Annotated in this window: 26 protein-coding genes; 6 read left to right on the forward strand and 20 right to left on the reverse strand. The window is 72.1% G+C overall.

Translation table 11 applies throughout. The features are described 5' to 3' along the window. Positions 1–569: 569 nt before the first annotated feature. The 5 genes from CHB94_RS19790 to CHB94_RS25375 all read right to left on the reverse strand — a co-directional run bounded on the left by CHB94_RS19790 (position 570) and on the right by CHB94_RS25375 (position 5,898). Positions 570–2,645: a M23 family metallopeptidase gene (locus CHB94_RS19790; protein ID WP_217899392.1), complete on the reverse strand. Its 2,076-nt coding sequence runs from the start codon at positions 2,643–2,645 to the stop codon at positions 570–572. A 223-nt stretch (positions 2,646–2,868) separates the two neighbouring features. Continuing rightward, the gene (locus tag CHB94_RS19795; protein ID WP_089338281.1) at positions 2,869–3,294 is read right to left on the reverse strand and encodes a hypothetical protein; all 426 of its coding nucleotides are present in this window, start codon (positions 3,292–3,294) and stop codon (positions 2,869–2,871) included. Between the two features lie 166 nt (positions 3,295–3,460). Then, complete coding sequence (locus CHB94_RS19800; protein WP_089338282.1) at positions 3,461–4,117, reverse strand: response regulator transcription factor; 657 nt, start codon at positions 4,115–4,117, stop codon at positions 3,461–3,463. Further along, a complete protein-coding gene (locus CHB94_RS19805) occupies positions 4,114–5,475 on the reverse strand; it encodes a sensor histidine kinase (RefSeq protein ID WP_141137572.1) in 1,362 nt (453 codons plus the stop codon). The genes CHB94_RS19800 and CHB94_RS19805 overlap by 4 nt, the downstream gene beginning before the upstream one ends. Positions 5,476–5,526: 51 nt before the next feature. Next, entirely contained in the window at positions 5,527–5,898 is a 372-nt protein-coding gene (locus CHB94_RS25375; protein WP_176445659.1) for a response regulator, read from the reverse strand. Positions 5,899–6,182: 284 nt separating this feature from the next. Here CHB94_RS25375 and CHB94_RS19815 point away from each other — a divergent pair, with 284 nt between their 5' ends. From CHB94_RS19815 to CHB94_RS19825, 3 genes are all read left to right on the forward strand, one after another. Next, positions 6,183–6,521: a hypothetical protein gene (locus tag CHB94_RS19815; protein ID WP_089338285.1), complete on the forward strand. Its 339-nt coding sequence runs from the start codon at positions 6,183–6,185 to the stop codon at positions 6,519–6,521. A 158-nt stretch (positions 6,522–6,679) separates the two neighbouring features. Then, on the forward strand, positions 6,680–7,378 hold the full coding sequence (locus CHB94_RS19820) for a M23 family metallopeptidase (protein ID WP_176445660.1): 699 nt from the start codon (positions 6,680–6,682) through the stop codon (positions 7,376–7,378). A gap of 11 nt (positions 7,379–7,389) precedes the next feature. Continuing rightward, on the forward strand, positions 7,390–7,611 hold the full coding sequence (locus CHB94_RS19825) for a hypothetical protein (RefSeq protein ID WP_089338287.1): 222 nt from the start codon (positions 7,390–7,392) through the stop codon (positions 7,609–7,611). Between the two features lie 1,098 nt (positions 7,612–8,709). Here CHB94_RS19825 and CHB94_RS19830 read toward each other — a convergent pair. The 3 genes from CHB94_RS19830 to CHB94_RS19840 form a co-directional block, all read right to left on the reverse strand. Next, positions 8,710–9,852: a thiolase family protein gene (locus CHB94_RS19830; RefSeq protein WP_089338288.1), complete on the reverse strand. Its 1,143-nt coding sequence runs from the start codon at positions 9,850–9,852 to the stop codon at positions 8,710–8,712. Between the two features lie 82 nt (positions 9,853–9,934). Beyond that, positions 9,935–10,714: an enoyl-CoA hydratase-related protein gene (locus CHB94_RS19835; RefSeq protein WP_089338289.1), complete on the reverse strand. Its 780-nt coding sequence runs from the start codon at positions 10,712–10,714 to the stop codon at positions 9,935–9,937. Positions 10,715–10,787: 73 nt separating this feature from the next. Next, positions 10,788–12,347 carry an acyl-CoA synthetase gene (locus CHB94_RS19840; protein ID WP_089338290.1) on the reverse strand — a complete coding sequence of 520 codons (1,560 nt, stop codon included), beginning with the start codon at positions 12,345–12,347 and terminating at the stop codon, positions 10,788–10,790. A gap of 280 nt (positions 12,348–12,627) precedes the next feature. Between CHB94_RS19840 and CHB94_RS19845 the strand changes: the two genes are divergently transcribed. Together CHB94_RS19845 and CHB94_RS19850 are read left to right on the forward strand one after the other, a co-directional pair. Further along, a complete protein-coding gene (locus CHB94_RS19845; protein ID WP_254920794.1) occupies positions 12,628–13,473 on the forward strand; it encodes a TetR-type transcription factor C-terminal domain-containing protein in 846 nt (281 codons plus the stop codon). A 62-nt stretch (positions 13,474–13,535) separates the two neighbouring features. After that, positions 13,536–14,762 carry an acyl-CoA dehydrogenase family protein gene (locus tag CHB94_RS19850; RefSeq protein WP_089338291.1) on the forward strand — a complete coding sequence of 409 codons (1,227 nt, stop codon included), beginning with the start codon at positions 13,536–13,538 and terminating at the stop codon, positions 14,760–14,762. A gap of 36 nt (positions 14,763–14,798) precedes the next feature. Here the strand turns inward: CHB94_RS19850 and CHB94_RS19855 are convergent, their stop codons facing one another. Together CHB94_RS19855 and CHB94_RS19860 are read right to left on the reverse strand one after the other, a co-directional pair. Beyond that, the gene (locus CHB94_RS19855; RefSeq protein ID WP_141137573.1) at positions 14,799–15,407 is read right to left on the reverse strand and encodes a zinc-binding dehydrogenase; all 609 of its coding nucleotides are present in this window, start codon (positions 15,405–15,407) and stop codon (positions 14,799–14,801) included. Beyond that, a complete protein-coding gene (locus tag CHB94_RS19860; RefSeq protein ID WP_089338293.1) occupies positions 15,392–15,793 on the reverse strand; it encodes an alcohol dehydrogenase catalytic domain-containing protein in 402 nt (133 codons plus the stop codon). The genes CHB94_RS19855 and CHB94_RS19860 overlap by 16 nt, the downstream gene beginning before the upstream one ends. Before the next feature lie 162 nt (positions 15,794–15,955). Here CHB94_RS19860 and CHB94_RS19865 point away from each other — a divergent pair, with 162 nt between their 5' ends. Next, a complete protein-coding gene (locus CHB94_RS19865; RefSeq protein ID WP_089338294.1) occupies positions 15,956–16,732 on the forward strand; it encodes an SDR family NAD(P)-dependent oxidoreductase in 777 nt (258 codons plus the stop codon). Between the two features lie 80 nt (positions 16,733–16,812). Here the strand turns inward: CHB94_RS19865 and CHB94_RS19870 are convergent, their stop codons facing one another. The 10 genes from CHB94_RS19870 to CHB94_RS19915 all read right to left on the reverse strand — a co-directional run bounded on the left by CHB94_RS19870 (position 16,813) and on the right by CHB94_RS19915 (position 26,856). Then, positions 16,813–17,475 (reverse strand): nitroreductase, encoded by a 663-nt coding sequence (locus CHB94_RS19870; protein ID WP_217899393.1) that lies wholly within the window; start codon positions 17,473–17,475, stop codon positions 16,813–16,815. Between the two features lie 114 nt (positions 17,476–17,589). After that, positions 17,590–18,273, reverse strand: a complete 684-nt coding sequence (locus CHB94_RS19875) for a nitroreductase family protein (RefSeq protein ID WP_089338296.1) — start codon at positions 18,271–18,273, stop codon at positions 17,590–17,592. A gap of 74 nt (positions 18,274–18,347) precedes the next feature. Further along, on the reverse strand, positions 18,348–18,593 hold the full coding sequence (locus CHB94_RS19880) for a TetR/AcrR family transcriptional regulator (protein ID WP_089338297.1): 246 nt from the start codon (positions 18,591–18,593) through the stop codon (positions 18,348–18,350). 28 nt (positions 18,594–18,621) lie between these two features. Next, positions 18,622–19,368: an SDR family NAD(P)-dependent oxidoreductase gene (locus CHB94_RS19885; RefSeq protein WP_089338298.1), complete on the reverse strand. Its 747-nt coding sequence runs from the start codon at positions 19,366–19,368 to the stop codon at positions 18,622–18,624. 65 nt (positions 19,369–19,433) lie between these two features. Beyond that, positions 19,434–20,399: an LLM class F420-dependent oxidoreductase gene (locus CHB94_RS19890; RefSeq protein ID WP_089338334.1), complete on the reverse strand. Its 966-nt coding sequence runs from the start codon at positions 20,397–20,399 to the stop codon at positions 19,434–19,436. Between the two features lie 7 nt (positions 20,400–20,406). Next, complete coding sequence (locus CHB94_RS19895; RefSeq protein WP_089338299.1) at positions 20,407–21,966, reverse strand: class I adenylate-forming enzyme family protein; 1,560 nt, start codon at positions 21,964–21,966, stop codon at positions 20,407–20,409. A 34-nt stretch (positions 21,967–22,000) separates the two neighbouring features. Next, positions 22,001–23,260 carry an acyl-CoA dehydrogenase family protein gene (locus tag CHB94_RS19900; RefSeq protein WP_089338300.1) on the reverse strand — a complete coding sequence of 420 codons (1,260 nt, stop codon included), beginning with the start codon at positions 23,258–23,260 and terminating at the stop codon, positions 22,001–22,003. Between the two features lie 10 nt (positions 23,261–23,270). Then, complete coding sequence (locus CHB94_RS19905) at positions 23,271–23,987, reverse strand: ABC transporter ATP-binding protein (RefSeq protein WP_089338301.1); 717 nt, start codon at positions 23,985–23,987, stop codon at positions 23,271–23,273. Next, positions 23,984–25,990, reverse strand: coding sequence for a branched-chain amino acid ABC transporter ATP-binding protein/permease (locus CHB94_RS19910; RefSeq protein WP_089338302.1), 2,007 nt, complete (start codon positions 25,988–25,990; stop codon positions 23,984–23,986). Before CHB94_RS19910 ends, CHB94_RS19905 begins: the two co-directional genes overlap by 4 nt. Further along, positions 25,987–26,856, reverse strand: coding sequence for a branched-chain amino acid ABC transporter permease (locus CHB94_RS19915; protein ID WP_089338303.1), 870 nt, complete (start codon positions 26,854–26,856; stop codon positions 25,987–25,989). Before CHB94_RS19915 ends, CHB94_RS19910 begins: the two co-directional genes overlap by 4 nt. Positions 26,857–26,860 lie beyond the last annotated feature (4 nt).

The raw sequence follows: 26,860 nt of genomic DNA on the forward strand, positions 1-26,860 counted from the left end.
GAACCGGACCTGCGGCACGGTAGGTGAGGACGACGCGTGAGGGAAGGCCAACCGCCCGGGCACGGCTGGCAGTTCACGTGTCCCGTTCGGACGCCCCCTTCGAGTGCTTCTCGGCGTGGAGACCCGGCGTGAAGCTCGAGCCGCAGGTCATCGCCATCTTCGGCGCCGGCAGGCCGAAGTCCTTCGGTCTGGTGCAGTGGGCTGCTGGCCGACATTCCGCACAGGTCGACGTGGGACAGCGACGTCCGGGACGTGTCGGTGCCCGATGGCGTGCAGCCCGGACCACCTGTTCCTGGACTTGGGCACCGGCCACGCCGTGTCGGTTTTCGGCCCACCCCGCTCACCATCGGGCCGCCGCGGAGGGTCGCGGGTGCGGCCTCCTTGCCCGGTGAGCCGTCCAGCGCCAGTGGCCGACGAGCGGCTGCTGATGCCTTGTCCTGCCCGCTACCACGTCTCTTCGGTGACCGATGGGGCAGCGCTCAGCCGGGCGGCCGAAGCCGTGTGCGAGCAGCGAGCACGTCCTGAAAGTTTCCGGGCACCGCAAACCCGCATCGTCGCGGCGCCGAGCATCAGTCCGGCCGGACCGCCGCCTTGAAGAAGTAGAGACCGTGCCCGTCGAGTTCGGTGAACGGGTTCTGTCCCTGCCCCTCAGGGACAACCTCGTCGAGTCGCATCGCCCGGGCCCCGCCGAAGGGCAGGGGCCGGAACGGCATGGCCGGCGGGTCGCCGCCGTTCATCGCGGCGATCAGGTCGGCCGGCGACGTCCCCGCGGGAACCCGCTGGGCGTGAACGTGCAGGTGCGGAGCGCTGGAGGAACCTGAGTTGCCGAGCAACCCCAGGCGTTGTCCCCGGGCGACCACACGGCCGGGCACGGTGAGAGCGTCGGGCACCGAACCGCTCCGCAGATGGGCGTAGAGGACTAGCTCGTCACCGTGGAGGATCCGCAGGCTGTTGCCCCCGCCGCTGCCCAGGTGCCAGGCGATGAGCTTCAGGGCCCCCGCGTCGGTTCGCACCGCGGTGACGACCCCGGCCCCGTGTCGACCGACCGCCGTGACCGCTACGAGGTCCGTGTGCCCGGCGCGGCCCTCCCCCCACAACACGATCCGCTCGTCATCGGTGTCGTACCGCCACAGGAGCACGCGCAGCGTCCCGTCGACGGTGACCGCCGTGACGAAGGAGTTCTCGAACGTGGCCGCCGCCGCCACCGTTCCGACCGGCTCCCAGGTCGTCGTGGTCACCGCCTCGATGCCCCCGTCGTCCCGGCCGATGCGCCACACCCGGATGTCGAGCCGGCCCGACGCCCCCCGAGCGCACGTGGCGACCGTTTCCGGGCTGAGCCGCGTGCAGGCGAGGTCCGTGACCGGCCCGGCAGCGGCCGAGGCGCCCCGGGTGAGGGTCCGCCCGTCCGCACCAACACGCCAGCTGATGAGCTTGAGTCCGTTCTGCTCCGTGCGGACGGCGGTGACGAACTGCCTGCTGCCGAGGCCGACGACCGCGACGTCCCGCACCTGGCCGGCGAATGCGTGGGCCGTGAGGGAAAGTTCGGCCCCGGCGTCCTCCCAGACGATGACCCGCAGCGCGTCCTCGGCGGTCGCGACCGCGGTGACGAACCGGCGCCGGTCGAGCGCGGCGAGCGACAGCCGCAGGACCGCGCTCGCCGTCCGGCTCGCTGCGGGGGTCGCGTGGGTCCCGTCGGCGGAGACCGACCACACCGTGACGTCGAGCACGCCGTCCGGCCTTCGGGCCGCCGTGGCCAGGCGTGTGGCGGTCAGCGCTTCGGCGGCGACGTCGGTGACCGGGTCCGTGCCGGCCTGTCCCCGCCGGATCACCTCCGCCCCGTCGTCCTCCAGGTCCCAGACGTCGAGCTGGAGCCGTCCCCGCCCGGACCGGCGCACGCTGGCGACACGCTCGGAGGACAACCGTGCGAGCGCCATGGCGCTGACGCTGCCGGTCGACGCGTCCCCGCGTCGTTGCACGACCCGTGTGCCGGGTGAGGGGTTGTCCTCCCGGTCGTTGCGGCCGGTGATGACGGCTCCGTCCGCCATCGCGTACACCGGTGTGCTCCAGGCGCGCCGGCCGGCGTTCGTGTCCCGGTCCGCTCCCGGTCGGAAGGGGGTGAACTCCTGCTGATCCGGGTCCCAGCCCTGCACACCGATGTCGTAGCCGAAGAACTGCTCGCCGCCGGTGTGACGTCGGTTGTGCGTGAAGTACTCGTCCGTCTCCAGATCCGCCGCGCGGCCGGGAAAGGCGTAGCTGCCGGCCGGGACCCCGGATCGGTGCGGCCGGAGTGGGCGCTCGATCTCCTTGGGCTCGTCGAACCCGTTGAAGGACAGCCGGACCCGGACGACGGCCGGCAGCTGGCCCTCGATCCTGATGGCCTCCGACGGCGCGAGGTACACCGTCTCGGTCGCGCTCGCGCCGATGCGCTGGGATCGGGGGATCTGGGCGGTCAGGTCGGGGCGTCCGGGGAAGAGCACGTCGATGCGGCTCAGGACGACCGCATCGGCCTCGTTGTTCTTGATCCTGATGCGCAGCCCCATCATCGCGAGCGGAGCCGCTCCGGCGCGCTCCGGTGCGATGCGCAGGCAGACGATGCTGCCGGCCACATCCGGCTCGACGGAGAACGTGATCGCGGGAACGGTCATGCGGCGGCCCCCCGCGGTCCGGCGACCAGGGCCCCGGCGGGCGGCCCGAGGCGCGGGCAGCCCCGAACTGCTCCGTGACGCCGGCCGGTGCCGGAGTGCTGCCGACCCGCGACCACGTCCGGGAGCACCCCGGGTCCTGACCGACCTCTGGCGGCAGAGGCCATCGGCGTGGGGTACGGCCGGCGAGGCCCAGCCGACGACGAGCTCGCTGTCGACGCCATCGTCAGCCCCAGCTGCTCACGCGACGGGTGAACCACACGATCACGTCGCTGACCGCGACCTCGCCTGAGCCGTGCGAGGCGTCGGTCGAAAAGATGATCTTGCTTCGTCCCGAGTGCAGGTGACTCGGCTTCACCGCCTCGAAGACGGCACGGGAGACGGTTCCGCCCAGGGTGAACGAACTGGCTTCCCGGGTGGCGCCGCTGTTGTCCCGTACCGACACCGTCAGCTTGACGTCGTCCGCGCCGTTCGACGGGTCGGCTCGGTAGGACAGGACCGGCCAGTACCGGACGTCACCGTCGTCGAGGACGATGTCGTCCGGCGGGTCGAAGGTCAGCTCCTCGGTCTCGTGCAGACCGTCGGCGTCGATGCGCGGCAGGACGAACGCGGCGTCCTTCAGGACGTTGTAGAGGGTGAGGTTGCGGGCCATCTGCCTTCCTCCGATCAGGACGGCGCTCGAGCGGTCGAGGAGCGCTGCGACCGATGGTCGGGCCGCTCCGGCGGCCCGACGAGGGGGCCAGCGCGAGCACCTGTCGGAGGTGGGCACCACAGTTCAGGACCGGCACGGCTCCGGCCCGCGCGGCCGCGCCGTCAGCTCAGGGCTGCTCGTCGAGGTACATGAGCACCGCCGCAACTCGGCGGTGAACGCTGTCCTCCTCGGCCAGCCCGAGCTTGGCGAACAGCGAGTTGATGTGCTTCTCGACCGCGCGGTAGGTGACGAACAGCTCCCGGGCGATCGCCGTGTTGCTTCGCCCCTGGGCCATCTGCGCGAGGACCTCGAGTTCCCGGGAGGTGAGCGCGGCCAGGCGGCTGCGGGAGGAGGCGCGGTGCACGAGGAGCTCGACCACGTCGGGGTCGACGTAGCAGCCGCCGTCGCCGACCTCCCGGACCGCTCGGCGGACGACGTCGGGCCGGGTGACGTGCTGCTTGAGCAGGTAGCCCCGCCCCCGCCCGCCGTCGGCCAGCAGCGCCAGCGCCCCGCCGACGTCGAGGTACTGGCTGAGCAGCAGCAGGCCGGTGTCGGGATGCGCCTCGCGAAGCCACCGTGCGGCGCGGATGCCCTCGTCGGTGCCGGTCGGTGGCATCCGGAGGTCGGTGATGACCACAGCCGGACGGTGCTCGGTGACGGCGGCCTGCAGGGAGGGCAGGTCGTCCGCGGTGGCCAGGACCGTCGTGTCGCCACCGTCCAGCAGCTGCCGCAGCCCTTCGCGGACCAGCAGGTGGTCCTCGGCGACGACCACGGTGACCGTCACGTCGAGTCTCCCGCGGCGACGGTGGGAGCCAGCCCGACCGCGCCGGGGTGGGCCGGCGGGATCGTCCCCGCGACGCGGGTGCCGCCCCGCGGGGAGGAGGACACCTCCAGGTATCCCCCGACCGCGGCCAGCCGGTCGCGCATGCTGATCAGCCCGTGCCCATCGGGCCGCCCGGGGTCCAAGCCGCGACCGGAGTCGACGACCGAGAACCGCAGCGTTCCGTCGGGGTCCTCGGCCAGCGCGACGCGGGCCTCGGCCCCCGGGCCGGCGTGCTTCTCCACGTTCTGGAGGGCCTCCCGGCAGCAGAAGTACACCGCCGCCTCCTGTTCGGGCGGGCGTCGGCCGATCGCCGCCACCTCCGCCCGGACGGGCAGCCGTGAGCGGCGCAGCACCGCCTGCAACGCCGACGCCAGACCCTGCGTCGCCAACACGGGGGGATAGAGGCCGTGGGCGAGTTCGCGCAGCTCCGTGACGGCCTCCTGCGCGGTCTCCTCGAGGCGGCGCAGCTGGGTGCGGAGGCGGGCGCCCTCCGGTGCCTGCTCGGCGAGGAGGGACACCTCGAGGCACAGGCCGATGAGGGTCTGCTGCGCGCCGTCGTGCAGGTCTCGCTCGACCCGTCGGCGCTCCTCGTCGGCGGCGGCGACCAGGCGCGCCCGGGACCGACGAAGCTCCGCGGCCTGCTCGGCGAGTGCCCGCTCGGAGGCCTGCAGCCGGGCGTTGGCGCGCAGCGCCCGCTGGGTGAGCTCCAGCAGCGTCGCCGAGTGCTGCCACAGGTCCAGCCCGACGATCCCCAGCGCGACCGGCACGAAGACGACGACGAAGGCCGTGATCACCCAGCCGGGGATCATGTGCTCGACACCGAGGGGGTGCAGCCGGCTCAGGGTCCCCACGGCGAGGCCGACGGCGAGGGAGGCCGCGACGAGTCGCAGCAGCGCTGCCCGGTCCAGGTACGGCAGGGTGCTGACGATCCGCGCCACGATGATCGGCACCAGGGCGGGGGCCACCTCGGGAACCACCAGGAGCACCGCGACGACGATCAGCCAGTCGGCCAGGCAAAAGAGGACCGCGGCCCGCGCGACGGCACCGCGTCGGCACAGCAGCAGGATCCACGCGAGCGCGGCCTGATGGAGCACCGCGGTGACCAGGATCAGCAGCACCCAGCCTGACCGCAGGACCGCCGCATAGACCAGCGCCACGCCGAGGATCCCGGCCAGGCCCGCGGCGGCGCTCAGGACGACCGACCGGGACAGCCTGCGGACCAGCACCGGCAGCGGCACGAGGTCCTGCTCCAGCGGCCCGGCAACATCATCAAGTGCCGGGGTGCGACGAGACCGGGGCGGGTCCCCCTGACCGCTCACGCTTCGACGGTACTGAGCGTCCCGATCGGCAACAACGGCCGCGGGCCGCCCCTACCGGGCGTGCCAGGCCTCCAGCAGGCGACGCCCGGTGAGCCGGGACTTGCTGACGAAGGCGACGCCGGGCCGGTCGGCCAGGAGCAGCCCGACGTCGTCGTCGGCGGACACCAGGACCACCACGTGGCCCCGGCCGAGGTCGGCGATCCGGGCGGCCGCCTCCGCTCCGCCGAGCCCGGGCATCCGCACGTCCATCACCACGAGGACCGGTGCGGTCGCCACCACCAGGTGGGCGACCGCCGACTCTCCTGAGTTCAGGCTGGCCGTGAGGCGCAGCCCGGGCGTGGCCGCCACCACCCCGGCCAGGGCGCGCCTGGCCCCCGGGTGGTCGTCGACCACCACGACCGGGCAAGCGTCGACCTCGTCCACCGGAGCAGGCTGACTCCGCTGGCGGTCGCCGGCCAGGGTGCAGACCCGACCCTGCGCCTTCGTGCAGGCACCACCGGCCCAGGCCTGAGGCTGCGCGCTCTGGCCGCCCGCATGCTCCGCGGCGGGGGGTGATCCCCGGATCCGGCGCCCCCGTTCGGTCGTGTGGACCCGCGCCCAGGAGGCAGGCCTGCCCCCTGTCCCCGCACCCCCCGTGCCCGCCAGCGTTGCTGGTGTCCGCGCTCGGCTCTCCGAGCAGCCCAACAGACGATCTCTGGGAGATCCTCATGAACCGGATCGCCACCTCCGCGGCAGTTGCCGGCACCGCCCTGATCATCACCGCCGCCCCCGCGGCGGCCGCCTCGATCCCCGTTCCGGTCATTGGGGACCTCACCGCCCGCACCACGGACACCACCATCGACTGCGCCGTCCCCAACCACGTCGAGTGCCGGGTATCCGACCCCGACGGCATTCGGCGCGTGGTGGTGACCGGCACCACCGGCACCGTCCTCGTCGACGAGGGCTTTCCGTGTGTCTCACCGGTCACGGTCGGCTGGGACTCGGCGTACCCGAGCCGGACCTTCAAGGTCCAAGACTGCAGCGGCCCCTGGATCCGGATGCGCTAGCGCCGGCACCGAACCCTCATCCCACCTGACGGGAGGCGACGATGAACGCTGGACGGAGATCGCTCGGACCCCTCGTGACATGCGGCGCCCTGCTGCTCACTCCGATTCTGTGGCCCGGGCCTGCGGCGGCCAATACCCCACCGCAGGACCCGCCCCGGGTGATCACGCCCCTGGGCGCCGCCACTCTGGAGGGCTCCAAAGGGCTCTACCGGATTCCCTACGCCGATGGCACGCGGGTGCGCGTGACCCGGGACGCCGAGACCCACAGCCCGGTGCGTGGCCGCCTCGACCTCGTGGGGGTCGGCGGCCGGGGTCCCCACCAGGTCGTGGCCGCAGACGCCGGGCGGGTCGTGGCCATCGAGGACGGCAACACGGTCCACTCCGAGCAGCACTGCACCCGCACCTATGCGCCCAACAACTACGTGTGGATCCGGCACGCCTCCGGGGAGTGGACGAAGTACTCGCACCTGTCCCCCGGGTCGGTGCGAGACGACGCCGGCCTCAGCGAGGGGGACGTCGTCGAGCGCGGCACGTTCCTCGGCTACGAGGACGACATCGGCTGCGCGGATGGCGTGCACCTGCACTTCGAGGTCGCTGTTCCCGACGATCCGGCCGACCCGTTCGAGTCCGCCGGCGGCTTCATCGACGGACACAACCGGGCGCCCGCATTCTGCGGCGACGGCGTGGTCGACCGGACGCTCGTCGCCGGCAGCACGTACACGGCAACGACATGCCGGCCGACGCGCACACCCGGACTGCCGGTCCTGGGAGACGTGACCAGCCCGACACGGACGACGCACGGAACCACTGCCCGCGGCCGCCGGCCCGGACACCCGGCCGCCCCCTCATCCCGCTGAAAGGACCCGTCATGCGAATCCGTCCCACCGCACTCGCGCTCGTCGCGAGCGCCGCTCTCGCGAGCCCTCTGGCGCTGGCCTCACCGGCTACCGCTGGCACCTCCCCGGTCCCTCCGGAGACGGTCGGCGTCCTCGACCCGGTTGCCTACCGGCCGGCCGAGGGCACTTGCTGGAACCCGCCCGTCGGCTTCCATCTCTGCCCGATCCTCGTCCTCCGGCCCGCCTGGGCCTGAGGGACACCGGGGTGTCCTCTCGGCGGTGCCGGCCACCGGGAGGACACCCATCGGGTGGTCACCGACGGGAAACCATCCCGGTCTTCGGCGGCTCGAGAAGCCAGCCTTGGCATTCCAGCGGTCACGTCCGGGCAATCGGCTCCGGCGAACGGGACACATCCCCGCCGGGAGGTGCTCATAGTCATGCCGACGGCTGTGGCCGCTCGTACGGGTGCCGTGCCGACAGCCGCTGGCCCCGCCCAGGACTCGAACCACGCCGGGGGATGGCACGGAGCAGAGGACACGACCATGTTGAGCTTCCGTCGCTGCCGAAGTTGCGGGCACTACCCCGTGGCACGCAACGCACCCGCTTGCCCGAACTGCGGCCGGAGACCCCCGGCTGGCGGCCCGGCCTCAACGGCGCCTGGCGTCCTCCTCCTGGTCCTCGTCCTCCTCGTCTTCGGCGCAGTTGCGTTCGGCCTGCTGATCCAGCATCCGGAAAACTGTTGGATCTGCTTGCCATGGTCAGTGGTGCCTCGACCGTCTCATGTAGCAGGACCGGGCCACTCCGGTCGACCGGCAGTCGAGCGCAAGGGCCCGGTCTGAACCGCCCCGGGACCACCCGGGAACAGGTCGCCTCGACACTCAGCGGGCTGGCAGTTTCAAGCGTGTGCGTATGTAGCGTGTCGCCCCTCGGACACCGTTCCAAACCCCACGGGCTCTGCCCGTGAGGTTCTCCCTTTCCCCAGGTGGACGGATCGACTCCGCCGGCCGGGCCGCGACCGGTCGTCCAGCCGTGGACCGGAGTGGCTTGACGCCCGGCAGTCGGCCGGTCCGACGCCCCCCGTTCGGGGCACCCCGACCGACCTCCTGCAGGCGGCACGTCCGCGCGCTCGTCGAGGCGCAGCAAGGTCTTCCGGCCTACGGGCACGTACCGTGGGCCGCCCACGATGGGGGCGAGACTCCGCGTCGCCGATCCGCCGTCCGGGGCGGCACGCCCGCTGCGGCCCCCCGTCACCACCGATGTCGGTACCTCATGGCGGCGGGCGGGCCGGGACCGATCCCGGCAACTTCGATGACGCGGCACCCGGCACGGCGTTCGGTAAGGCCGGCGACGGCTCAGAGCAGCTCGAGGATGGTGGCGTTGGCCTGACCGCCGCCCTCGCACATGGTCTGCAGGCCGTAGCGGATGCCGTTGTCGCGCATGTGGTGCACGAGGGTGGTCATCAACCGCGCACCCGAGCCGCCGAGCGGGTGGCCCAGCGCGATGGCGCCGCCGTTCGGGTTGAGCGCCTTCGGATCGGCACCGAGGTCGGCCAGCCACGCGAGCGGGACGGGGGCGAAGGCCTCGTTGACCTCGAACGCCCCGATCTCGTCGATCGACAGCCCCGACTTCGCCAACGCCTTCTGCGTGGCCGGGATCGGCGCGGTCAGCATGATGACCGGGTCCGCGCCCGCCAGGACGGCGGTGTGCACGCGGGCGATCGGGCGCAGGCCCAGCTCGGCGGCCTTCTCGCTGGTGGTCATGAGCAGCGCCGCGGAACCGTCGGAAATCTGCGAGGAGTTCCCGGCGGTGATGACACCCCCTTCGGGCTTGAACACCCTCTTCAGCGTGCCCAACTTCTCCACCGTGCTCTCGCGGATGCCCTCGTCCTGTGCGACGACCCCTGAGTCGGTGTCGACGGGGGCGATCTGCGCCTCGAACCGTCCCTCGGTGCGGGCGGCTGCGGCCTTCTCGTGCGAGGCGACCGAGTACTCGTCGAGCTGCTGCCGGGAGAGCCCCCACCGCTCGGCGATCATCTCCGCGCCTATGCCCTGGTTGGGGAACACGCCGTCGTAGCGGGCGGCGAAGCGCGTGCCGAAGGGGTCCGCGTGCCCGACGGCGGCGCCCATCGGCACCCGGCTCATCGACTCGACCCCGCCTGCCACCACGACGTCGTACTGCCCGGCGATCAGGCCGGCGGCGGCGAAGTGCACCGACTGCTGCGAGGACCCGCACTGCCGGTCCACGGTCACGCCCGTGACCGTCTCGGGCCAGCCGGCAGCGAGCACTGCGGTCCGGGCGATGTCGAACGTCTGCTCGCCGACCTGGGACACGCAGCCCCAGACGACGTCGTCGACCAGCGCCGGGTCCAGCGCCGCCCGCTCGACCAGGGAGGTCAGCACGTGCGCCGACAGATCAGCCGGGTGCGTCCCCGCCAGCCCACCGTTGCGCTTGCCGACCGGCGTCCGCACGGCCTCCACGATCACTGCGTCGCGCATGTCCGTCGTCCTTTCGTCCTGCCTGGGTGCTCGTCCGGGGTTCCGGTTACGAGAGGCTGGTCCGGCAGCGGCTCGTCCTGCGTCATCGCAGGCTGCTGGGGAAGCTGGGTGTCCGTTTCGCGAGGAAGGCCGCCACGCCTTCGCGGCCGTCGGGACTCCCCGCACGCGCCCGGATCGAGAGCGTCTCCCGGCGGAGCGCGGCCTCCGCCGCCGGCGTGGCCGTCTCGCGGAGGAGCCGCTTGGCCGCGACCTGGGCCTCCCTCGACCCGGCCCGCAGGCCGGCGACCACGTCCTCGACGGCCGCTGCCAGTTCGTCGTCCGGGTAGACCTGCGCGACCAGCCCCGCGGCACGCAGGTCCTCGGCCGTCAGGACGGAGTTGAGCAGGGCGAGCCGGAGCGCGCGGTGCAGTCCCAGCGATGCCGTCAGCAACGTGCTGCCACCGTCCGGGGAGAACCCGATCTTCGTGTAGGCGAGGGTGAAGCGGGCCGACACAGCGGCGAGCACCAGGTCTGCCGCCGCGGCCAGCGGCACCCCCGCACCGGCCGCCGTGCCCTGCACGACCGAGACCACGACGGCGTCCATTCGGTGCAGGTCGCTGACCACACGGTGCAGGGCCTCCGCGAGGTCGTCGACCATCTGCTCGGTGTCCTCGGCCGCCGCGAACGCCGACACGTCGCCACCGACGCTGAAGGCGCGGCCCTCGCCGGCGAGCACGACCACGTGCACGTCGTCGGCTCGTGCTCGCCGCACCGCCCTGGCCAGCTCGGCGACCGTCGGCGGGCTCAGCGCGTTCCCGCGATCGGGGTCGCTGAGCGTGATGCGGGCGACGCCGTCACGCTGCTCGTACCGGACGGCAGTCACGGGCACTCCTCCAGCAGGACGAGGGCAAGGTCCGCCTCCAGCGGCGGCTCCTCCGGGGACGGGTGGGCGCCCGTCACTGGGCGACCGGCGTGGCGCTCGCGCGGTAGCGGTCGCGGAGCGGGCCCTTGACCAGCTTCCCGGTAGGCGTCCGCGGCAGCTCGTCGACGAAGTCCACGCTGCGCGGCACCTTGTAGCCGGCCAGCCGCGAGCGGACGTGGGCGATCAGCTGCGCGGCGAGCTCCTCGCCGACCTCCACCCCGGGGGCGGCCTGGACGACGGCCTTCACCTGCTCGCCCATCTCGTCGTCGGGGATGCCGATCACGGCCACGTCGGCGACGGCGGGGTGCAGCGCGAGCGCGTCCTCGATCTCCTGCGGGTAGATGTTCACCCCGCCGGAGATGATCAGGAAGGCCTTGCGGTCGGTGAGGTAAAGGTAGCCGTCCTCGTCGACGTAACCGATGTCGCCGACCGTCGTCCAGTTCGGGTGCTGCGGGTGCTCGGCCGACCGGGTCTTCTCCGGGTCGTTGTGGTATTCGAAGGGGCGGGCGTCGCGCTCGAAGTACACCGTCCCGACGGCGCCGGTCGGCAGCTCCTCGCCGCTCTCGTCGCAGATGTGCAGCGTGCCGAGGATGGACCGTCCGACCGAGCCCGGGTGGGTCAGCCACTCGTCCGAGTCGACCCATGTCATCCCGGCCACCTCGGTCGAGGAGTAGTACTCCTGCAGGATGGGCCCCCACCAGTCCATCATCTGCCGCTTGACGTCGGCCGGGCACGGCGCGGCCGCGTGCACGGCGACCCGCAGGCTGGAGACGTCGTAGCGGTCGCGGACCTCGGCCGGCAGCTTGAGCATGCGCACGAACATGGTGGGCACCCACTGGCTGTGGGTCACGCGGTACCGCTCGATGGCGGCCAGGGCCTGCTCCGCATCGAACCTCTCCATCACCACCACGGTGCCCCCGAGGGCCTGCACCGTGGCGCACACGCGCAGCGGCGCGGCGTGGTAGAGCGGCGCGGGTGACAGGTAAACCGTGTCCGGCCCAAGGCCGATGCGGTCCCCGAAGAGCGCGACCATGGTGTCCCCGGGCTCGTCGACCTGCCGGTCGGGCAGCGGAGGGCGGATGCCCTTCGGCCGTCCCGTCGTGCCCGACGAGTACAGCATGTCGCCACCCCGTGGCTGGTCGGCAAGCGACTCGTCCGGGGCGGCGGCGAGCTCGTCCGCGTAGCGGTGCCAGACGCCGCAGTCCTGCGGTGCCCCGTCCATGGCCACCGCGTAGCGCACGCCCGCGTGGGTGCTCAACCCCGTCGCGAGCTCCCCGATCCCCGGACCCAGGAACAGGGCCTTCGCGCCACTGTCCTCCAGGATGTACCGGATCTCGTCATGACTCAGGTGCTTGTTGATCGCGGTGACGTAGAGGCCGGTGCGCTGCGCGGCCCAGTAGACCTCGAAGACGCGGACGTCGTTGCCCGAGAGCAGGCCGATGACGTCTCCTCGCCGGAAGCCCTCCGCGCGGAGCCGGTGCGCCAGCCGCCGGGAGTTCTCCTCCAGCTCCCCGTAGGTCAGCCGGGCATCTCGGCCGGCCATGATGACTGCCGGCCGGTCCGGCGCCTGCGCTGCGTGGATACCCGGGAACATGGCGGTCCTTCGTACGAGCCGGTCGATGGAGGGAGCGTGCCGCGCAGGCGTCAGCGGGGCGTCACGCGGATCGCGCCCCGCGGGCGGACCCGGCCGCCGAGGGACGTTCCCGCGTCGTCGGGGGACGTCGACGGCGGATCCGTCCTGGGGATCGGCACGCCATCCTCCCGGAGAGAGCCGATCGATCGATCGGTAGATCTGAACAGATGGCTGGTACCTTCCACTCGTCGGCCGGGCTTGTCAAGCCGTCCGGAGGCTCGCGTCGGGAGGAGACAGCAGGGTGCGACCGTCCGAGGGGACGAGCACAGCGGCGGCCCGCGAGCCGCTGGGCCTGCGTCTGCGGGAGGCCCGCCGCGCCGCCGGCCTGACCCTGCGGGACACCGCCCGGGCGCTCGACGTCAGCGCAGCCACGTGGAGCGCCGTGGAGAACGGGCACACCGGCATCAGCGAACCCCGGCTGGCCGCGGCCGCGAGGCTGTTCGGCACCGAACCCGACGATCTGAGACCTCCCCCGACCCGGGGTTCGGTTCCGGACCGGACCTGGCGCGACTTCCCCCGGCTGGAACTGGCGCCACCGCTCGCCGGTGCACTGAGCGCTTTCGTGGAGCTCGGCTACCACGGCGCGAGCATCCGCGACATATCTCAGCGCGCCGGGCTGTCCGTTGCGGGCATCTACCACCATTGGCCGACCAAGCAGCACCTCCTCGTGGCACTGCTCGACCTCACGATGGACGACCTGCTCGATCGCGCCCGCACCGCGCGGGCCGAGGGTGATGGGCCGGTCGAGCGTTTCGCCCGGCTCGTCGAGTGCCTGGCGCTGTACCACACTCATCGCCGCGAGCTGGGCTTCATCGGCGCCAGCGAGATGCGTAGCGTCGACGAGCCGGACCGCAGCCGGATCGCGGCCGCGCGACTGGCCGTGCAGCGGATGGTGGACGAGGAGGTGTCCGAGGGCTGCCGGCGCGGCCTCATGGCCACGCCCCTGCCGCGCCAGGCGGCGCGTGCCGTCGTCACGATGTGCACCGCTCTGCCGACGTGGTGGTCACCTACCGGCCCCTCGTCCCCCGAGGTGGTCGCCCGCGACTACGTCGAGTTCGCCCGGGACGTCGTCCGCGCCGTGCGTTGACGGAGGGACGGCCGGACCCTAGGTTCAGACCGACCAATTGATCGGTTTGTTCAGGAGTGCCCGTGCTCGAGTACGCCCTCCCCTCCCCCTCCCCCGAGGCACGCGAGCTGCGCGAGCGCATGGTCGCGTTCATGCAGAACAGCGTCCTGCCCTCGGAAGCCGAGTACCGGCGTCACCGGAGGGCCTCGGGCCCCGACGGGCACGACGTCCCACCGGTCGTCGAGCGGTTGAAGGCAGAGGCCCGGGCCGAGGGGCTGTGGAACCTCTTCCTCCCGGCGGAGTCCGGCCTGACGCAGCTGGAGTACGCACCGATCGCGGAACTGTCGGGCTGGAGCCTGGAGCTGGCCCCCGAGGCGATCAACTGCGCGGCGCCGGACACCGGCAACATGGAGCTGCTCCACCTGCTCGGCACCGAGGAGCAGAAGGAGCAGTGGCTCGAGCCGCTGCTCGCGGGCGAGGTCCGCTCGGCGTTCGCGATGACCGAGCCGGACGTCGCCAGCAGCGATGCCACCAACATCGCCACCCGGATCGAGCGGGAGGGCGACGAGCTCGTCATCACCGGCCGGAAGTGGTGGACCAGCGGCGCGATGGATCCCCGGTGCGCCTTCTTCATCCTCATGGGCAAGTCCGACCCGACGGCCTCGCCGCACCGGCAGCAGACCATGGTCCTGGTGCCGCGCAACACCCCCGGTGTCGAGGTCGTGCGCGACTACCCGGTCATGGGGCACCACGACCAGCACGGCCACGCCGAGGTGCGCTTCGACGGCGTGCGTGTGCCGGCCACCTCCGTCATCGGTGAGGAGGGCGGCGGTTTCGCTGCGGCGCAGGCACGCCTCGGCCCCGGACGGATCCACCACTGCATGCGCGCGCTGGGCGCAGCCGAGCGGGCGCTGGCGCTGATGGTGCAGCGGGCCCGCGAGCGGGTGGCCTTCGGCGGGCCGCTCGCCGACCAGGGCGTCGTGCAGCAGCAGATCGCCGAGTCCCGGCTCGAGATCGAGCAGGCCCGGCTGCTGTGCCACCACGCCTGCCACGTCATCGACACGCAGGGCAACAAGGCCGCGCGCGACCTGGTCGCGATGGCGAAGGTCAGCGTTCCCCGGGCCGCGACCCGGGTCATCGACCGCGCCATCCAGCTGCACGGCGGCGCCGGGGTCACGGACGTGACCCCGCTGGCCGGCATGTACGGGTGGCACCGCGCGATGCGGCTGTTCGACGGTCCGGACGAGGTCCACCTCCGCTCGATCGCGAAGGCCGAGCTGGGCCGTGCGCCGCTGCTGCCGCCCGGATGACGGCGGCGGCCGCCAGGGCCGGGGCGCGTCCGGCCACTAGCCGGTCGAACCCCGTATGGTCGCCACCACCTGCCCGCTGCGCGAACCGCGCTCGATGTCCGCGAGCACGCCCGGAACGTCTTCCAGCTCGCACTCGGCGGGCTCGCAGGGGCGATAGCGTCCCGCCGACACCGCTTCCAGGACCTCGGACATGAGCCGTTCGGCGAGGGTCGGGTCGTGACCGAGCGCGTGCCCCAGGTCAACGCCGACGACGGTCTTGTTGGCGATCAGGACCCGGTTCGCGCCGAAGCGCGGGATGTCGCCCGAGGCAAAGCCGAGCACGAGATGGGTCCCGAACGGGGCGAGGGACTTGAGCGCCTCCGACGCCAGCGGGCCGCCCACCGGGTCGACCACGACATCGATGCCACCGGGCGCGAGGTCGCGCACGCCATCGGCGAGGCCCGAGGCCGAGAGGTCCAGCAGGTCGACACCCGCCCGATCGGCCGCCCACTCGATCCGGCCCCGGCTGGAGCCGGCGGCGATGACCCGACCACCGAGCGCGCTCGCCACGTCAACGGCAGCCCGACCGATCGCGCCGCCGGCACCGAGGACCAGGACCGTCTCGCCGGGCCGCAGACGATGCCTGCGCGTCAGGGCGAGCTGCATCGTGGACCAGGCCTCCAGCACCGCGGCCCGAGGGGGTCCGGGACGTCGTCGGGCACGAGCGCCAGTGCGTCGCGCCGGACGAGGGTGTGCGTGGCGAGGCACCCGCCCTCCAGCTGGGTGATCGCCACCCTCCTGCCCACCCAGGAGGTGCCGCAGCCGGGTCCGACCGCACGGACGATGCCCACGCCCGTGGTGCCGGGGACGAAGGGCAGCGGGTGCCTGACCTGGTACGCACCCCGGACGAGGAGGGAGTTCACGAAGCTGACGACGCCGGCGCGCATCTCCACCAGCACGCGGCCCTCGTCAGGTGACGGAACAGCGGCTTTCTCCACCACAAGGTCCTCCGGGGGGCCGAACTCCCGGGCCAGTACTCGACGCATGACCATGACGTTCCCTTCTCGTCCTCAGGATGCAGGCCCGTTCTTCCCACCGGGCGTCGTCGAACGGCTCGTGGTCAAGCAATCGCATCGGCCGGCAAGCAGGTGATCGGTGGCTGGATCCATCCTATCGACCGTTTAAGCGAACGTTCGCTTCGTTAGGCTGCGCGCATGGACATCACCGGAGCATCCGCCATAGTCACAGGGGGCGCGTCGGGCATCGGCGCCGCTGTCGCTCGCCGGCTCGCCGGGCTCGGCGCCCGCGTCGTCGTCTCGGACGTGCAGGACGAGGCCGGCCAGGCGCTGGCCGACGAGATCGGCGGCACCTTCGTGCACGTCGACGTCACCGACACCGAGCAGCTGAAGGCGGCCGTCGCCGCCGCCGTCGAGCTCGGTCCGCTGCGCGTGTTAGTGAACTCCGCAGGTGTCGGTTGGGCGCAGCGCACCGTCGGCCGGGACGGCGAGTTCGGGTCCGCGCACGACCTCGACGCCTACAAGCGAGTCATCGCCATCAACCTGATCGGCACCTTCGACGCCATCCGGCTCGCGGCGACCGCCATGAGCCGTACCGAGCCGCTGGAGTCCGGCGAGCGCGGCGCCGTCTGCAACCTCGCCTCCGTGGCCGCCTTCGACGGCCAGATCGGCCAGGCGGCGTACTCCTCCTCCAAGGGCGGGGTCGTCGGGATGACCCTGCCGGTGGCCCGTGACCTGGCCGCCATCGGCGTCCGGGTCAACACCGTCGCGCCGGGTCTCATCGACACCCCCATCTACGGCCAGGGCGAGGAGGCCGAGAAGTTCAAGGCCAAGCTCGGTGAGTCCGTGCTTTTTCCCCACCGCCTCGGCACCGGCGACGAGCTCGCCAGCATGGTCGTGGAGTGCGTGACCAACTCCTACATGAACGGCGCGACGGTGCGCGTCGACGGTGGCATCCGGATGCCACCCAAGTAGGCGCCCGGCTCCGGTGGCACGGCCCCGGCTCCACGAGCCGGGGCCGTGCCGCGTCATGGGCAGCGACGGGCGGAGGTGCGTCAGGAGTCGACGCGGTGGAGGACGGCGTCGAGGTTCGCGCGGCTGGTCCGGAAGCCGTTGACGGGGTCGGCGCCGTCGGCGTAGCCGAAGGAGACCGCACAGACGACGAGCCGGTCGTCGCCGAGGCCGAGCCACTCGCGGACGAAGTCCGAGCGCGTCGCGACGGCACCCTGGGCGATGACGCCGAGGCCGACCGAGCGGGCCGCCAGCATCAGCGTGCCGACGTAGGCGCCGCAGTCCACGGCGCCGTAGGTGCCGAGGGCGCGGTCGGAGGTCACCACCGCCGTGTGGGGGGCGCCGAAGAACGAGAAGTTCTTGAACATCTGGACCGCTCGCGCGGTGCGGTCCTCGCGCGCGATGCCGAGCGCCGAGTAGAGACCGTAGCCGGACTCGCGGCGCCGCTCGGCGTGCACGCCGGTGTACGCCGGCAGTCCGAGGTCGGCCGCCTCCTCGGCGCCGCTGAGCACATGCTCCCCGAGCGCCTTGCCGAACCGGGCGGTCGCCTCGCCGCTGAGCAGGTGGACCTGCCACGGCTGGGTGTTGCACCACGACGGCGTCGCCTGGGCGAGCCGGAAGACCTCGTCGATGACGTCGTCGGGCACCGGGTCGGGGCGGAATGCCCGGCAGGAGTACCGGGTGCGCAGGAGTTCGGCCAGTTCCAAGGTCTCATCCTCTCGGTCGTTCGGTCGACCCGACGGTGGGCCGGATCGCAGCAGGCATCCACCACCGCGCCACGAGCGGTGGGACGGCGTCCATCGGTCCCGGGCAGCCGTCCGCTACCGCGTGGACCGGTCGGGACCGCCGGGCGCCCCCGGGAGCGGCCCGTCGAACAACGGTGAGCCGAACCGGTCGGCGTAGGCCACCTCCTCGACGGGCAGACGCCGCAGCTTCGTCGGGAACCCCCGGGCGGGGTAGCCGATGGCGAGGGTCGCCGCCGTGAGGTGGTCGTCAGCGATTCCGAGCAGCGCGCGCACCGCAGCCTCCTCCCGGCACAGCAGGGTGGTGACCGCGGTGGCCACGCCCTGGTCGCGTAGGGCGAGGCACAGGTTCTGCACCAGCGGGTAGATCGACGCTCCGCCGACGACGCTGACCCGCCCGGTGTCGACGTCGGTCACCTGCAGGTCCTCGATCCGGGCGCAGACCACCACCAGCGCCGGCACGGCGGCCAGCGTCCGGGCGAACTGGTCCGCGGCGGTCAGCATTCCGGTGCTCCCGCCGACGCGCACCTGTCCCTCGGTGATGCTCCGGTGGTACGGATCCCAGTGCCGCAGGTACAGCTCCTGCAGCCGCTCCCTGAGCTCTGGGTCCCGGACGACGACCCAGCGGACCGCCTGGCGGTTGCCGCCCTGCGGGCCGAATCGGGCCGCCTCGAAGGCCCGGTACAGCACGGCGTCGGGCACGTCCCGGGTGTCGTACCGGCGGCAGGTCCCGGTCGTGCGCATCGCCTCAAGCAGGTCCATCACATGTCCTTCCCGCTGGGTAGAGCCCGTTGCTCGACCGGGTCGTCGGGCGCAGCCCGGAAGGCCGCCCCGGGTCAGCTCCACGGCCTCGGAGATCGCCGCCACCCTGATCTCGCGCAGGACTCCTGCTCGGACCCGGAGTGGTGGGAGATCGAGGTCGTCGTGACGCCGGCACCGTCGGCGATGTCCCGGAGCGACGTGCCGTGATAGCCGACGGCGGTGAGCCGGTCGATCGCCGGCCGCAGGATCACGTCGCGGCGGCTGGTGCGGGGTGAGCCCGGATGGCGCACCGACGGGCTCGGGCGCGGTGGTGCGGCCATGTCGCGAGTCGCCGTCCGCCCGGGCGGCCTACCGCCACCCCCCGTCGACACGCAGTACTGCCCCGGTGACGTAGGAGGAGGCGGAGCCGGCCAGGAACAGGGCTGCTCCGACGACCTCGGAGGGCTCGGCGCACCGGCCGAGGGCCACCTTCTTCTCCATCTCCTCCTTGAGCCCGTCGGGCCAGCCCTGGGAGATGTCGGTCAGGAAGGCTCCGGCCTGGATGGTGTTCACCCGGACCTTCGGGCCGAACGCCTGGGCGAAGCCCTCGCTGAGGGTGTGCAGGCCCGACTTGGCCGCCGCGTACGGCAGCGCCATCGGCTGGGGCCGGATGGCCTCGATCGACCCGATGTTCACGATCGAGCCGCCGTCCCCCTCGGCCATCCGCGTGCCGATCAGCGCGCTGAGGCGGAACGGGCCCTTGAGGTTGATGCCCATCACCTTGTCGAAGTACTGCTCGGTGACCTGGTCGAGGCTGGGGTACAGCGGCGAGGCCCCGGCGTTGTTGATCAGCACGTCGACCTGGCCGAACTCGCCGTAGACGTCGTCGACGAGACGGTCGCAGTCGGCCCACGAGCTCACGTTGACGCCGAGCGGCAGGGCCCGCACCCGGTACTTGTCCCGGACCTCGGCGGCAACTGTCTCGCAGTTCTCCAGCTTGCGGCTGGCGACGACCACGTCGGCACCGCGCTCGGCGAAGGCGTGGACGATCTCCCGGCCCATCCCCCGGCTGCCGCCGGTGACCAGCACGACCTTGCCCGCGAACTCCTGCTCCATGTCTCTCCTCGTCGGTCTGCTTCGATCGGTCTGCTCATCGGTCGCGGCTCTCGTGCGACCCCGGTTCAGCGAGGGGCCAGGTCGCGGCACGCCTGCAACGGGTCGACCCCCACGGGCAGCAGGTGCGCCACCGGCACCGTGACGCCACGGTCCACGAAACGCCGGACGTGCTCCCGGCACTCCTCCGGCGATCCGTGCACGACGAGTTGGTCGACCACGTGGTCGGGCACGGCGTCGACGGCACCCCGACGGTCCCCGTCGGCCCAGAGCTTCCACATCGGCTCCAGGTCGTCCCGGCCCAGCGCGACGTAGAAGGCCCGGTAGACGGGCACGTTGAGGTAGGCGGTGATCAACCGCCGGCCGACCGCGCGGGCGTGCTCGGCGTCGGCGGTGGGCGCGACGAGGATCCGCGCGACCACCTCCTTACCCGGTCCGCCGGCGTGGACCTGCGGCACGACACGAGCGACGTCGTCGGCGGAGATCCAGTTGAGCACCGCACCGTCGGCTTCCGCGCCGGCCAGACCGAGCATCTTGTCGCGCAGCCCAGCCAGCAGCAGGCGCGGTGGCGGGTCGGGCACCACGCCGAGCCGGAAGCCGTGCACCGCGAAGGTCTCGTACCGATGGTCGGCCTGGTTGCCCGCCAGCACCGTTCGCAGGAAGCGCAGCAGGTCGCGGCAGCGGGACAGCGGCCGTTCGTAGGGGATGCCGTTCCACTGCTGGACGATCACGTCGGACGACGCGCCGATGCCCAGCGTGAAGCGCCCGGGCGCGGTCGCCACCATCGTCGCGGCCGTCTGCGCCAGCAGCGCCGGTCCGCGGGTGAAGGCGGGGGCCACGGCCACCCCGAGGTGCACCGTGCTGGTGACCGCCGCCGCGACGGCGAGCGGGGTGAAGCCGTCCGTGCCCATGCCCTCGGCGGTCCAGAGGTCGGTGTACCCCAGGTCCTCCAGCTCGCGAGCGACGTCGGCCTGCCTCGTCAGCGGCAGCCCTTCCAGCGGGACGGTCATCCCCCACCGCTGCGCGGCACTCACGCCGTCGTCACTCCGCCACGCCGAGGCGCTCGGCCGCCCAGGGGCGCAGCTCACGCTTGAGCAGCTTGGCGTTCGCGTTCCGCGGCAGCGGCTCACCGCGCACGATCACCTGGCGCGGTCGCTTGTAGGACGCGAGCTGCGCCTCGCACGCGCGCCGGATCTCGGCATCGTCGAACGCCGGGTCGTCGGTCACCACGATGGCCACCGCCGACTCGCCGAAACGCTCGTGTGGAACGCCGACGACCGCGCACTCCTGGACGCCGGGAATCCGGTGGATGACGTCCTCGATCTCCTTGGGGTAGATGTTCAGGCCCCCCGAGATGATCATGTCTTTGGTCCGGCCGACGATGGTGACGAAGCCTTCCTCGTCGAGCTCGACCAGGTCGCCGGTGTGCAGCCAGCCGTCGCGGAACACCTCGGCCGTCTGCTCCGGCCGGTCGTGGTAGCCCTTCATCGAGGCGAGCGACCGGATCAGCAGTTCACCGCGGCCGTGGCGGCGGATCCGCCCCTCGTCGTCGCGCACCGCGACCTCGGTGTGCGGCAGCGGACGCCCGGCGGACCCCTCGTGGTCGAAGACCTCGTCGGCCAGGAGGACCGTGGTGATCGTCGGGAACTCCGACAGGCCGTAGCCCTGGCAGACGTCGACGCCCGGGACGCCGCGACACACGGTCTCGATGACCTTGCGCGGCACCGGCTCGGCTCCGGTGACGATCCACTCCAGCGTGCTGGCGGAGAGCCGTTCCATGAGGTCCGGCCGGCTGACCAGCTCCCGGAGCAGGCTCGGCACGAGCATCACGTGGGTGATCCGGTGCTCCTCGACGGAGGCCACGATGTTCTCCATGGAACCGCCACCCGTCCGCCGCAGCTCGACGTACCCGCCGTTCCACGTGAGCGCCATCACCAGGTTGTGGAACCCTGCCGCCCAGGAGAGCGACGGGATGACGAAGTAGCGGTGATGGCTCTGCAGCGACAGCCCCTGCAGCTGCCCCATCGCGTTCCACAGCACGCCGTTGTGGCTGTGCTCGGCCGCCTTCGGCAACCCGGTCGTACCGGAGCTGTAGTAGAGCAGGAACGTGTCGTCCAGGTCCGGCCCGACGTGCTCCTCGGGCAGCCCGTGGCCGGCCGTGACCTCCTGCCAGGTCACCTGCCGGGCCCCTCCGGGGACGGCCACGTGACCTACCGTGACGACCAGGTCGAAGTCGTGCTCGAGCCCCGCCAGCCCGCGAGAGGCGACCTCGTCCATGACCAGGCACCGGGCGGCACTGTCACGGCACACGTGGGCGATCTCCGGGCCGGTGAGCAGCACGTTCACCGGGACGCAGACCGCGCCGAGCGCTGCGAGGCCGAAGTACACCTCCACCCACTCCAGCCGGTTGCCCATCATCACGGCGACCTTGTCGCCGGGGCGGACGCCCTGGGCGTACAGCCCGCCGGCCACCGCGAGGGCGGCGTCGCGCATCTGGCGGAAGGTGCGCACCTCCCCCTCGAAGCCGTACCCCGGACGGTCACCCGCGTGCGACTCGGCAGTGCGCTCGAGCATCCCGAAGACGTTGCGTGACAGACCCATGGCCCGCGCCTGCTCCCCTCGTGTGTGGTTGCGCTCAGAGCGCCAGGTGACTGGTGGCACCGCGCGGTACCGGGGTCGTGACCGCCTCGAAGCGACGCAGCTCGGTCCGCGCCAGTGCTCGGCGGTGCACCTCGTCGGGGCCGTCGGCGATGCGGACGATCCGCGTCTCCGCGTACATCCGCGCGAGGGGGGTGTCCTGGCAGAGGCCGGCGCCCCCGAAGACCTGCATCGCCCGGTCGACCACGCGGCGCGCCATGTTCGGCACGACCACCTTGATGCCCGAGATCTCGCTGGCCGCCTCGCGGTTGCCCACGGTGTCCATCAGGTACGCCGTGCGCAGGGTGTACAGCCGGGCCTGGTCGATCTCCATCCTGGAGTCGGCGATCCACTCCCGGATCACGCCGCGCTCGACCAGGGGGCTGCCGAACGTCGAACGGCGCCCCGCCCGGTCGATCATCAGCTCCTGGGCTCGCTCCGCGGCGCCGATCAGCCGCATGCAGTGGTGGATGCGCCCGGGGCCGAGGCGCGCCTGCGACATGGCGAAGCCGGCCCCCGGTTCGCCCAGCAGGTTGTCGACCGGCACCCGGACATCGGTGAACCGCATCTCCACGTGGGTCTCGAACGGCTTGTAGCCGAACACGTCGAGCTCGCGTACCACCTCCACCCCGGGGGCGTCGCGCGGGATCAGGACCATGCTGTGCCGACGGTGCCGGGAGGCGCCGGGATCCTGATCGGTGATGCCCATCAGGATCAGCAGCCGGCAGTCCTCCCGCATCGGACCGGAGATCCACCACTTGCGGCCGTTGACGACCCATTCGTCGCCGTCCCGCTCGATCGTGGTCTCGATGTTGCCGGCGTCGGACGACGCGACCTGCGGCTCGGTCATCACGTACGCCGACCGGATTTCGCCGGCCATGAGCGGCTGCAGCCACTCCTCCTTCTGCTCCGGCGTCCCGAACATGGAGAGCAGCTCCATGTTCCCGGTGTCCGGAGCCGCACAGTTCATGGCCTCCGGCGCGAGCTCGAGGCTACGGCCGCTCAGCTCAGCGATCGGCGCGTACTCGAGGTTGGAGAGGGGCTCGTGGTCCTTCTCCGGGTGCGGGAGGAAAAGGTTCCACAACGCGAGCCCGCGTGCGGTCTCCTTGAGCTCCTGGAGCACCGGCGGCGTCGGACGGGGATACCCGGCTTCCTCGACCTGCCGGGCGAACACCGCCTCCGCCGGGTAGACGTGGTCGGCCAGGAAGTCGTGCATGCGCACGACCAGCTCCTGGGAACGGGGCCCGAAGTCGAACATCTTCTGCTCCTCAGCCGGCGACGCCGAGGTAGGCCCGGCGCACCTCGTCGGAGGCCCGCACCTCGGCGGCCGGACCTTCCATGGACACCCGTCCTAGTTCGAGCACGTAGGCGCGGTCGGCGGCCTGCAAGGCCTGGTCGGCCATCTGCTCCACCAGCAGGATCCCGGCACCGGTGCGCTCGCGGATCATCTCGATGAGGCGGAAGACCTCCAGCGTCTTCAGGGGGCTCAGCCCCAGCGACGGCTCGTCGAGCAGCAGGTACCGCGGCCGGGCGGCCACGGCCCGGGTCAGCGCCACCATCTGCTGCTCGCCTCCCGACAGCAGGTTCGCCTGCTGGTCCCAGCGCTCGGTGAGGATCGGGAACGCGTCGAGCAGCGCGGCGACAGGGTCCTCCCCGCCCGTGCGCCCGCGGGCGGCGCGGCGGCCCATCTCGATGTTCTCCCCCACGGTCAGCTGGGGGAACAGCCGGCGGCCCTCAGGCACCATGACGATCCCCGACCGGGCTCGCCGCGCGGCAGAGGTCCGGGCGAAGGAGCTGCCGTCGACCCGCAGGTCGCCAGAGCGGACGGTCAGCAGACCGGCGATGGTCCGCACCAGCGTGGTCTTCCCCGCCCCGTTGGACCCCACGACGGCGACGAGCTCCCCCGGGCCGACCCGCAGGCTGACACCGTGCAGGATCGGCGCGCGGTCGTAGCCGCACTCCAGCCGGTCGACTTCCAGGCTCATGAGTGCTCCTCCATCGGCTTGCCGAGGTATGCCGAGACGACGCCCTCGTCGGACAGGACCTGCTGCGGGGTGCCGCGCGACAGCAGGCGCCCCTGATCCATGCAGGTGACCTGGTCGGCGATCCTCGCCACGAGGTCCATGTGGTGCTCCACCACGATCAACGCGTAGCCGTGCGCCCGGAGTGACAACAGCAGGTCACCGAGGCCGGCGGTCTCGGTGGCGAGCAGTCCGGCGGCCGGCTCGTCCAGCACGATGAGCTCCGGCTGGCTCGCCAAGGCCCGGGCGATCTCGAGTGCACGTTGCTTGCCGTAGGGCAGCTCACCGGCCCGGAGCCTGGTGAACTCGGTAAGGCCCACCAAGTTCAGGAGGCGCTCCGCTTCGGCACGCATCTCCGCGTCCCGCCGGTAGCGCGACGGCGGCTTGAGCGCTGCCGCCCACAACGGTGTGCGCCCCGTGTCGGGGAAACCGGCGAGCACGTTGTCGAGCACCGTCGCGTCGTGGAAGAGCTGAGGCGTCTGGAACGTGCGCGCCACTCCCGCGCGCGCCACCTTGTGCGGCGCCAGGCCCGTGATCTCCCGCCCCTCGAACCGCACGGAACCCGAGCTGGGCTTGTAGACACCGGTGAGCAGGTTGGCGAGCGTGGACTTGCCGGCTCCGTTCGGCCCGATGACCGCGTGGATCTGCCCGCGGCCCACTGTCAGGTCCATGTCGGCCACGGCCTTGAGCCCGCCGAAGTTCTTGCCAACCCCCCTCATCACGAGCAGCGGCTCGCCCGCGCGCCCCGCCGGCGAGGCGCCGTCGACCGAGGCGTCGGACACCGCCTCTGCTGTGGCAGGCAGGCCGGCGGTCTCCTGAAGGCCGGCGCCGTCGTCCTCGGCCACGTCGGCCCGCTGCCGACGTCCCATGACCAGAGCGCCGATGGTGCCGACGATGCCCTTGGGCATGAGGAACAGGGTCAGGACGAACAGGACGCCGACCAGGCCCGGCGTCGAGAGGTACCACTGGGAGGAGATGTACTCCTGCTGCAGGTCACCGAGCTGGGCCAGGATGTCGGACTGCTCGAGCCAGACGATGCCGACCGCTCCGACGAGCGGGCCCAGCACCGTGCCGCTGCCCCCGAACACGACGGCGAGCACGATCGTGATGGTGAGGAAGATGTCGAAGGTCTCGGGCTGCAGGTGGGCGAAGCACAGCGTCGTGATCACGCCGCCGAGACCACCGAAGACCGACGCGAGGACGAAGACCGAGACCTTGCGGTGGAAGACGTCGACGCCCAGGTGCGACGCCAGCATCTCGCTCTCGCCGATGGCACTGAGCGAACTCCCCCACGGTGACCGGGCGATGTTGCGGGAGACGATGACGACCAGCGCGGTCACGACCACGACGGGCACCATGACGGTGGCGACCGTGTTGGCGATCATCGGCGGCTCGAGGGTGAAACCGAGGACCTCGATGGGGGGCAGCCCGGTCGTGCCGTGCTGGGCGTGGTTGGGGTAGCCGGCCAGTCGGCCGAAGAGGGCGCCCTCGTTGAGGATCCGCTCCACCAGGATGGCCAGCACCAGGGTGATGACGGAGAACTGCGGACCGCGCAGCTGCATCGAGGCGACGGCGACCACCGCCCCGACGGCCCCGCAGAGCGCGAGCGCGCCGGCGATGGCGAGCAGCGGGTGCCAGCCGCCGTCGAGCACCAGCCACGCGGTCGCGTAGGCGCCGATCGCGTAGAAGCCGCCCTGCCCGAGCGAGACCAGCTTGGCGTACCCCATGAGCAGGTTGAGGCCGACGGCGGCGACGGTCATCGCCGCCATCGACGCCACCAGCTGCATCAGGGAGATGGAGGGGCCGGCGCCGTCACGCCCCGGGAGGATGGCGATGAACGCGACCGCCAGGGCGGCGACGGCGAACAGCGCGTCGCGCGCCCAGGGCCGTGCCGGCCAGCGGGCCGGTCGGCGGGACGACTCCCTGGTCGGAGGCGCGCTGCGCGACTCCTGGTCGAGGATGCTCACAGCTTGACCTCCGTGCGTCGTCCGAGCAGTCCCTGGGGCCGCCACACCAGGACGACGATCACCAGCAGCAGACCGGCGGTCTCCCCCCAGATGGCGCCGAACTCGTAGCTGGTGACCTCGCTGAGTACGCCGTAGAGGGCGCCGCCGAGCAGCGGTCCCCAGAGCGAGGACAGGCCACCCACCACGGCCACCGCGATCGAGGCGACCAGCAGCGGAGCCCCCATCACCGGCGACGCCCCGACGGTCGCGGCGTAGAGGGTGCCGGTGAGCGCAGCGATGCCCATGGCGACGGCGTAGGTCACCATGCCGACCAGCCGCGGCGAGACGCCCATGAGCGAGGTCGTCTCGGGGTCCTGCGACACCGCCCGCATGACCAGGCCGGCAGACGTCTTCTTCGACGCCACGACCAGCAGCACCGTGACGACCACCGCTAGGACGGCGATCAGGAGCTGCTGCTTGCTGACCCCTGCACCGAGCACGTCGACGGCGCCGGACAGCCGGGCCGTCTCGGAGCGCTGCGGCGAAGGCCCCTCGACGTTCGTGATGAGGTTGAGCATCACGAACGACAGGGCGACGGTGGACAGCAGCCACCGGACGTCGTGCTCGCCCTCGGTCATGAACGGCACCACCAGGAAGCGGTAGGCCGCCGCGCCCACCACCGCGGCGACGAGCACCCCGACGGCGAGCTTGCCGACGTCGGGCAGCCACGACCAGCCGGCGACCGCGAGCACGACGAAGGCACCCAGCGCCACGAACTCACCGACGGCGAAGTTCAGCGTCTTGGTGGTGATGAAGGTCAGTACGAAGGACTGGGCCAGGAGGGCGTAGAGCCCTCCCAGCACCAGCCCGAGAACAAGGGCGTCCATGGTT

This window comes from Blastococcus mobilis, from assembly GCF_900188025.1.
Taxonomy (GTDB): domain Bacteria; phylum Actinomycetota; class Actinomycetes; order Mycobacteriales; family Geodermatophilaceae; genus Blastococcus_B; species Blastococcus_B mobilis.

Bases quoted from the DNA above. Each gene is read 5' to 3' on its own strand.
- CHB94_RS19795 (WP_089338281.1), bottom strand. From the start codon at position 3,294: ATGGCCCGCAACCTCACCCTCTACAACGTCCTGAAGGACGCCGCGTTC.
- CHB94_RS19860 (WP_089338293.1), bottom strand. From the start codon at position 15,793: ATGGTCATGCGTCGAGTACTGGCCCGGGAGTTCGGCCCCCCGGAGGAC.
- CHB94_RS19895 (WP_089338299.1), bottom strand. From the start codon at position 21,966: ATGGGTCTGTCACGCAACGTCTTCGGGATGCTCGAGCGCACTGCCGAG.
- CHB94_RS19905 (WP_089338301.1), bottom strand. From the start codon at position 23,987: ATGAGCCTGGAAGTCGACCGGCTGGAGTGCGGCTACGACCGCGCGCCG.
- CHB94_RS19865 (WP_089338294.1), top strand. From the start codon at position 15,956: ATGGACATCACCGGAGCATCCGCCATAGTCACAGGGGGCGCGTCGGGC.
- CHB94_RS19830 (WP_089338288.1), bottom strand. From the start codon at position 9,852: ATGCGCGACGCAGTGATCGTGGAGGCCGTGCGGACGCCGGTCGGCAAG.
- CHB94_RS19915 (WP_089338303.1), bottom strand. From the start codon at position 26,856: ATGGACGCCCTTGTTCTCGGGCTGGTGCTGGGAGGGCTCTACGCCCTC.
- CHB94_RS19900 (WP_089338300.1), bottom strand. From the start codon at position 23,260: ATGTTCGACTTCGGGCCCCGTTCCCAGGAGCTGGTCGTGCGCATGCAC.
- CHB94_RS19790 (WP_217899392.1), bottom strand. From the start codon at position 2,645: ATGACCGTTCCCGCGATCACGTTCTCCGTCGAGCCGGATGTGGCCGGC.
- CHB94_RS19880 (WP_089338297.1), bottom strand. From the start codon at position 18,593: ATGGCCGCACCACCGCGCCCGAGCCCGTCGGTGCGCCATCCGGGCTCA.
- CHB94_RS19825 (WP_089338287.1), top strand. From the start codon at position 7,390: ATGCGAATCCGTCCCACCGCACTCGCGCTCGTCGCGAGCGCCGCTCTC.
- CHB94_RS19840 (WP_089338290.1), bottom strand. From the start codon at position 12,347: ATGTTCCCGGGTATCCACGCAGCGCAGGCGCCGGACCGGCCGGCAGTC.
- CHB94_RS19855 (WP_141137573.1), bottom strand. From the start codon at position 15,407: ATGCAGCTCGCCCTGACGCGCAGGCATCGTCTGCGGCCCGGCGAGACG.
- CHB94_RS19885 (WP_089338298.1), bottom strand. From the start codon at position 19,368: ATGGAGCAGGAGTTCGCGGGCAAGGTCGTGCTGGTCACCGGCGGCAGC.
- CHB94_RS19815 (WP_089338285.1), top strand. From the start codon at position 6,183: ATGAACCGGATCGCCACCTCCGCGGCAGTTGCCGGCACCGCCCTGATC.
- CHB94_RS19875 (WP_089338296.1), bottom strand. From the start codon at position 18,273: ATGGACCTGCTTGAGGCGATGCGCACGACCGGGACCTGCCGCCGGTAC.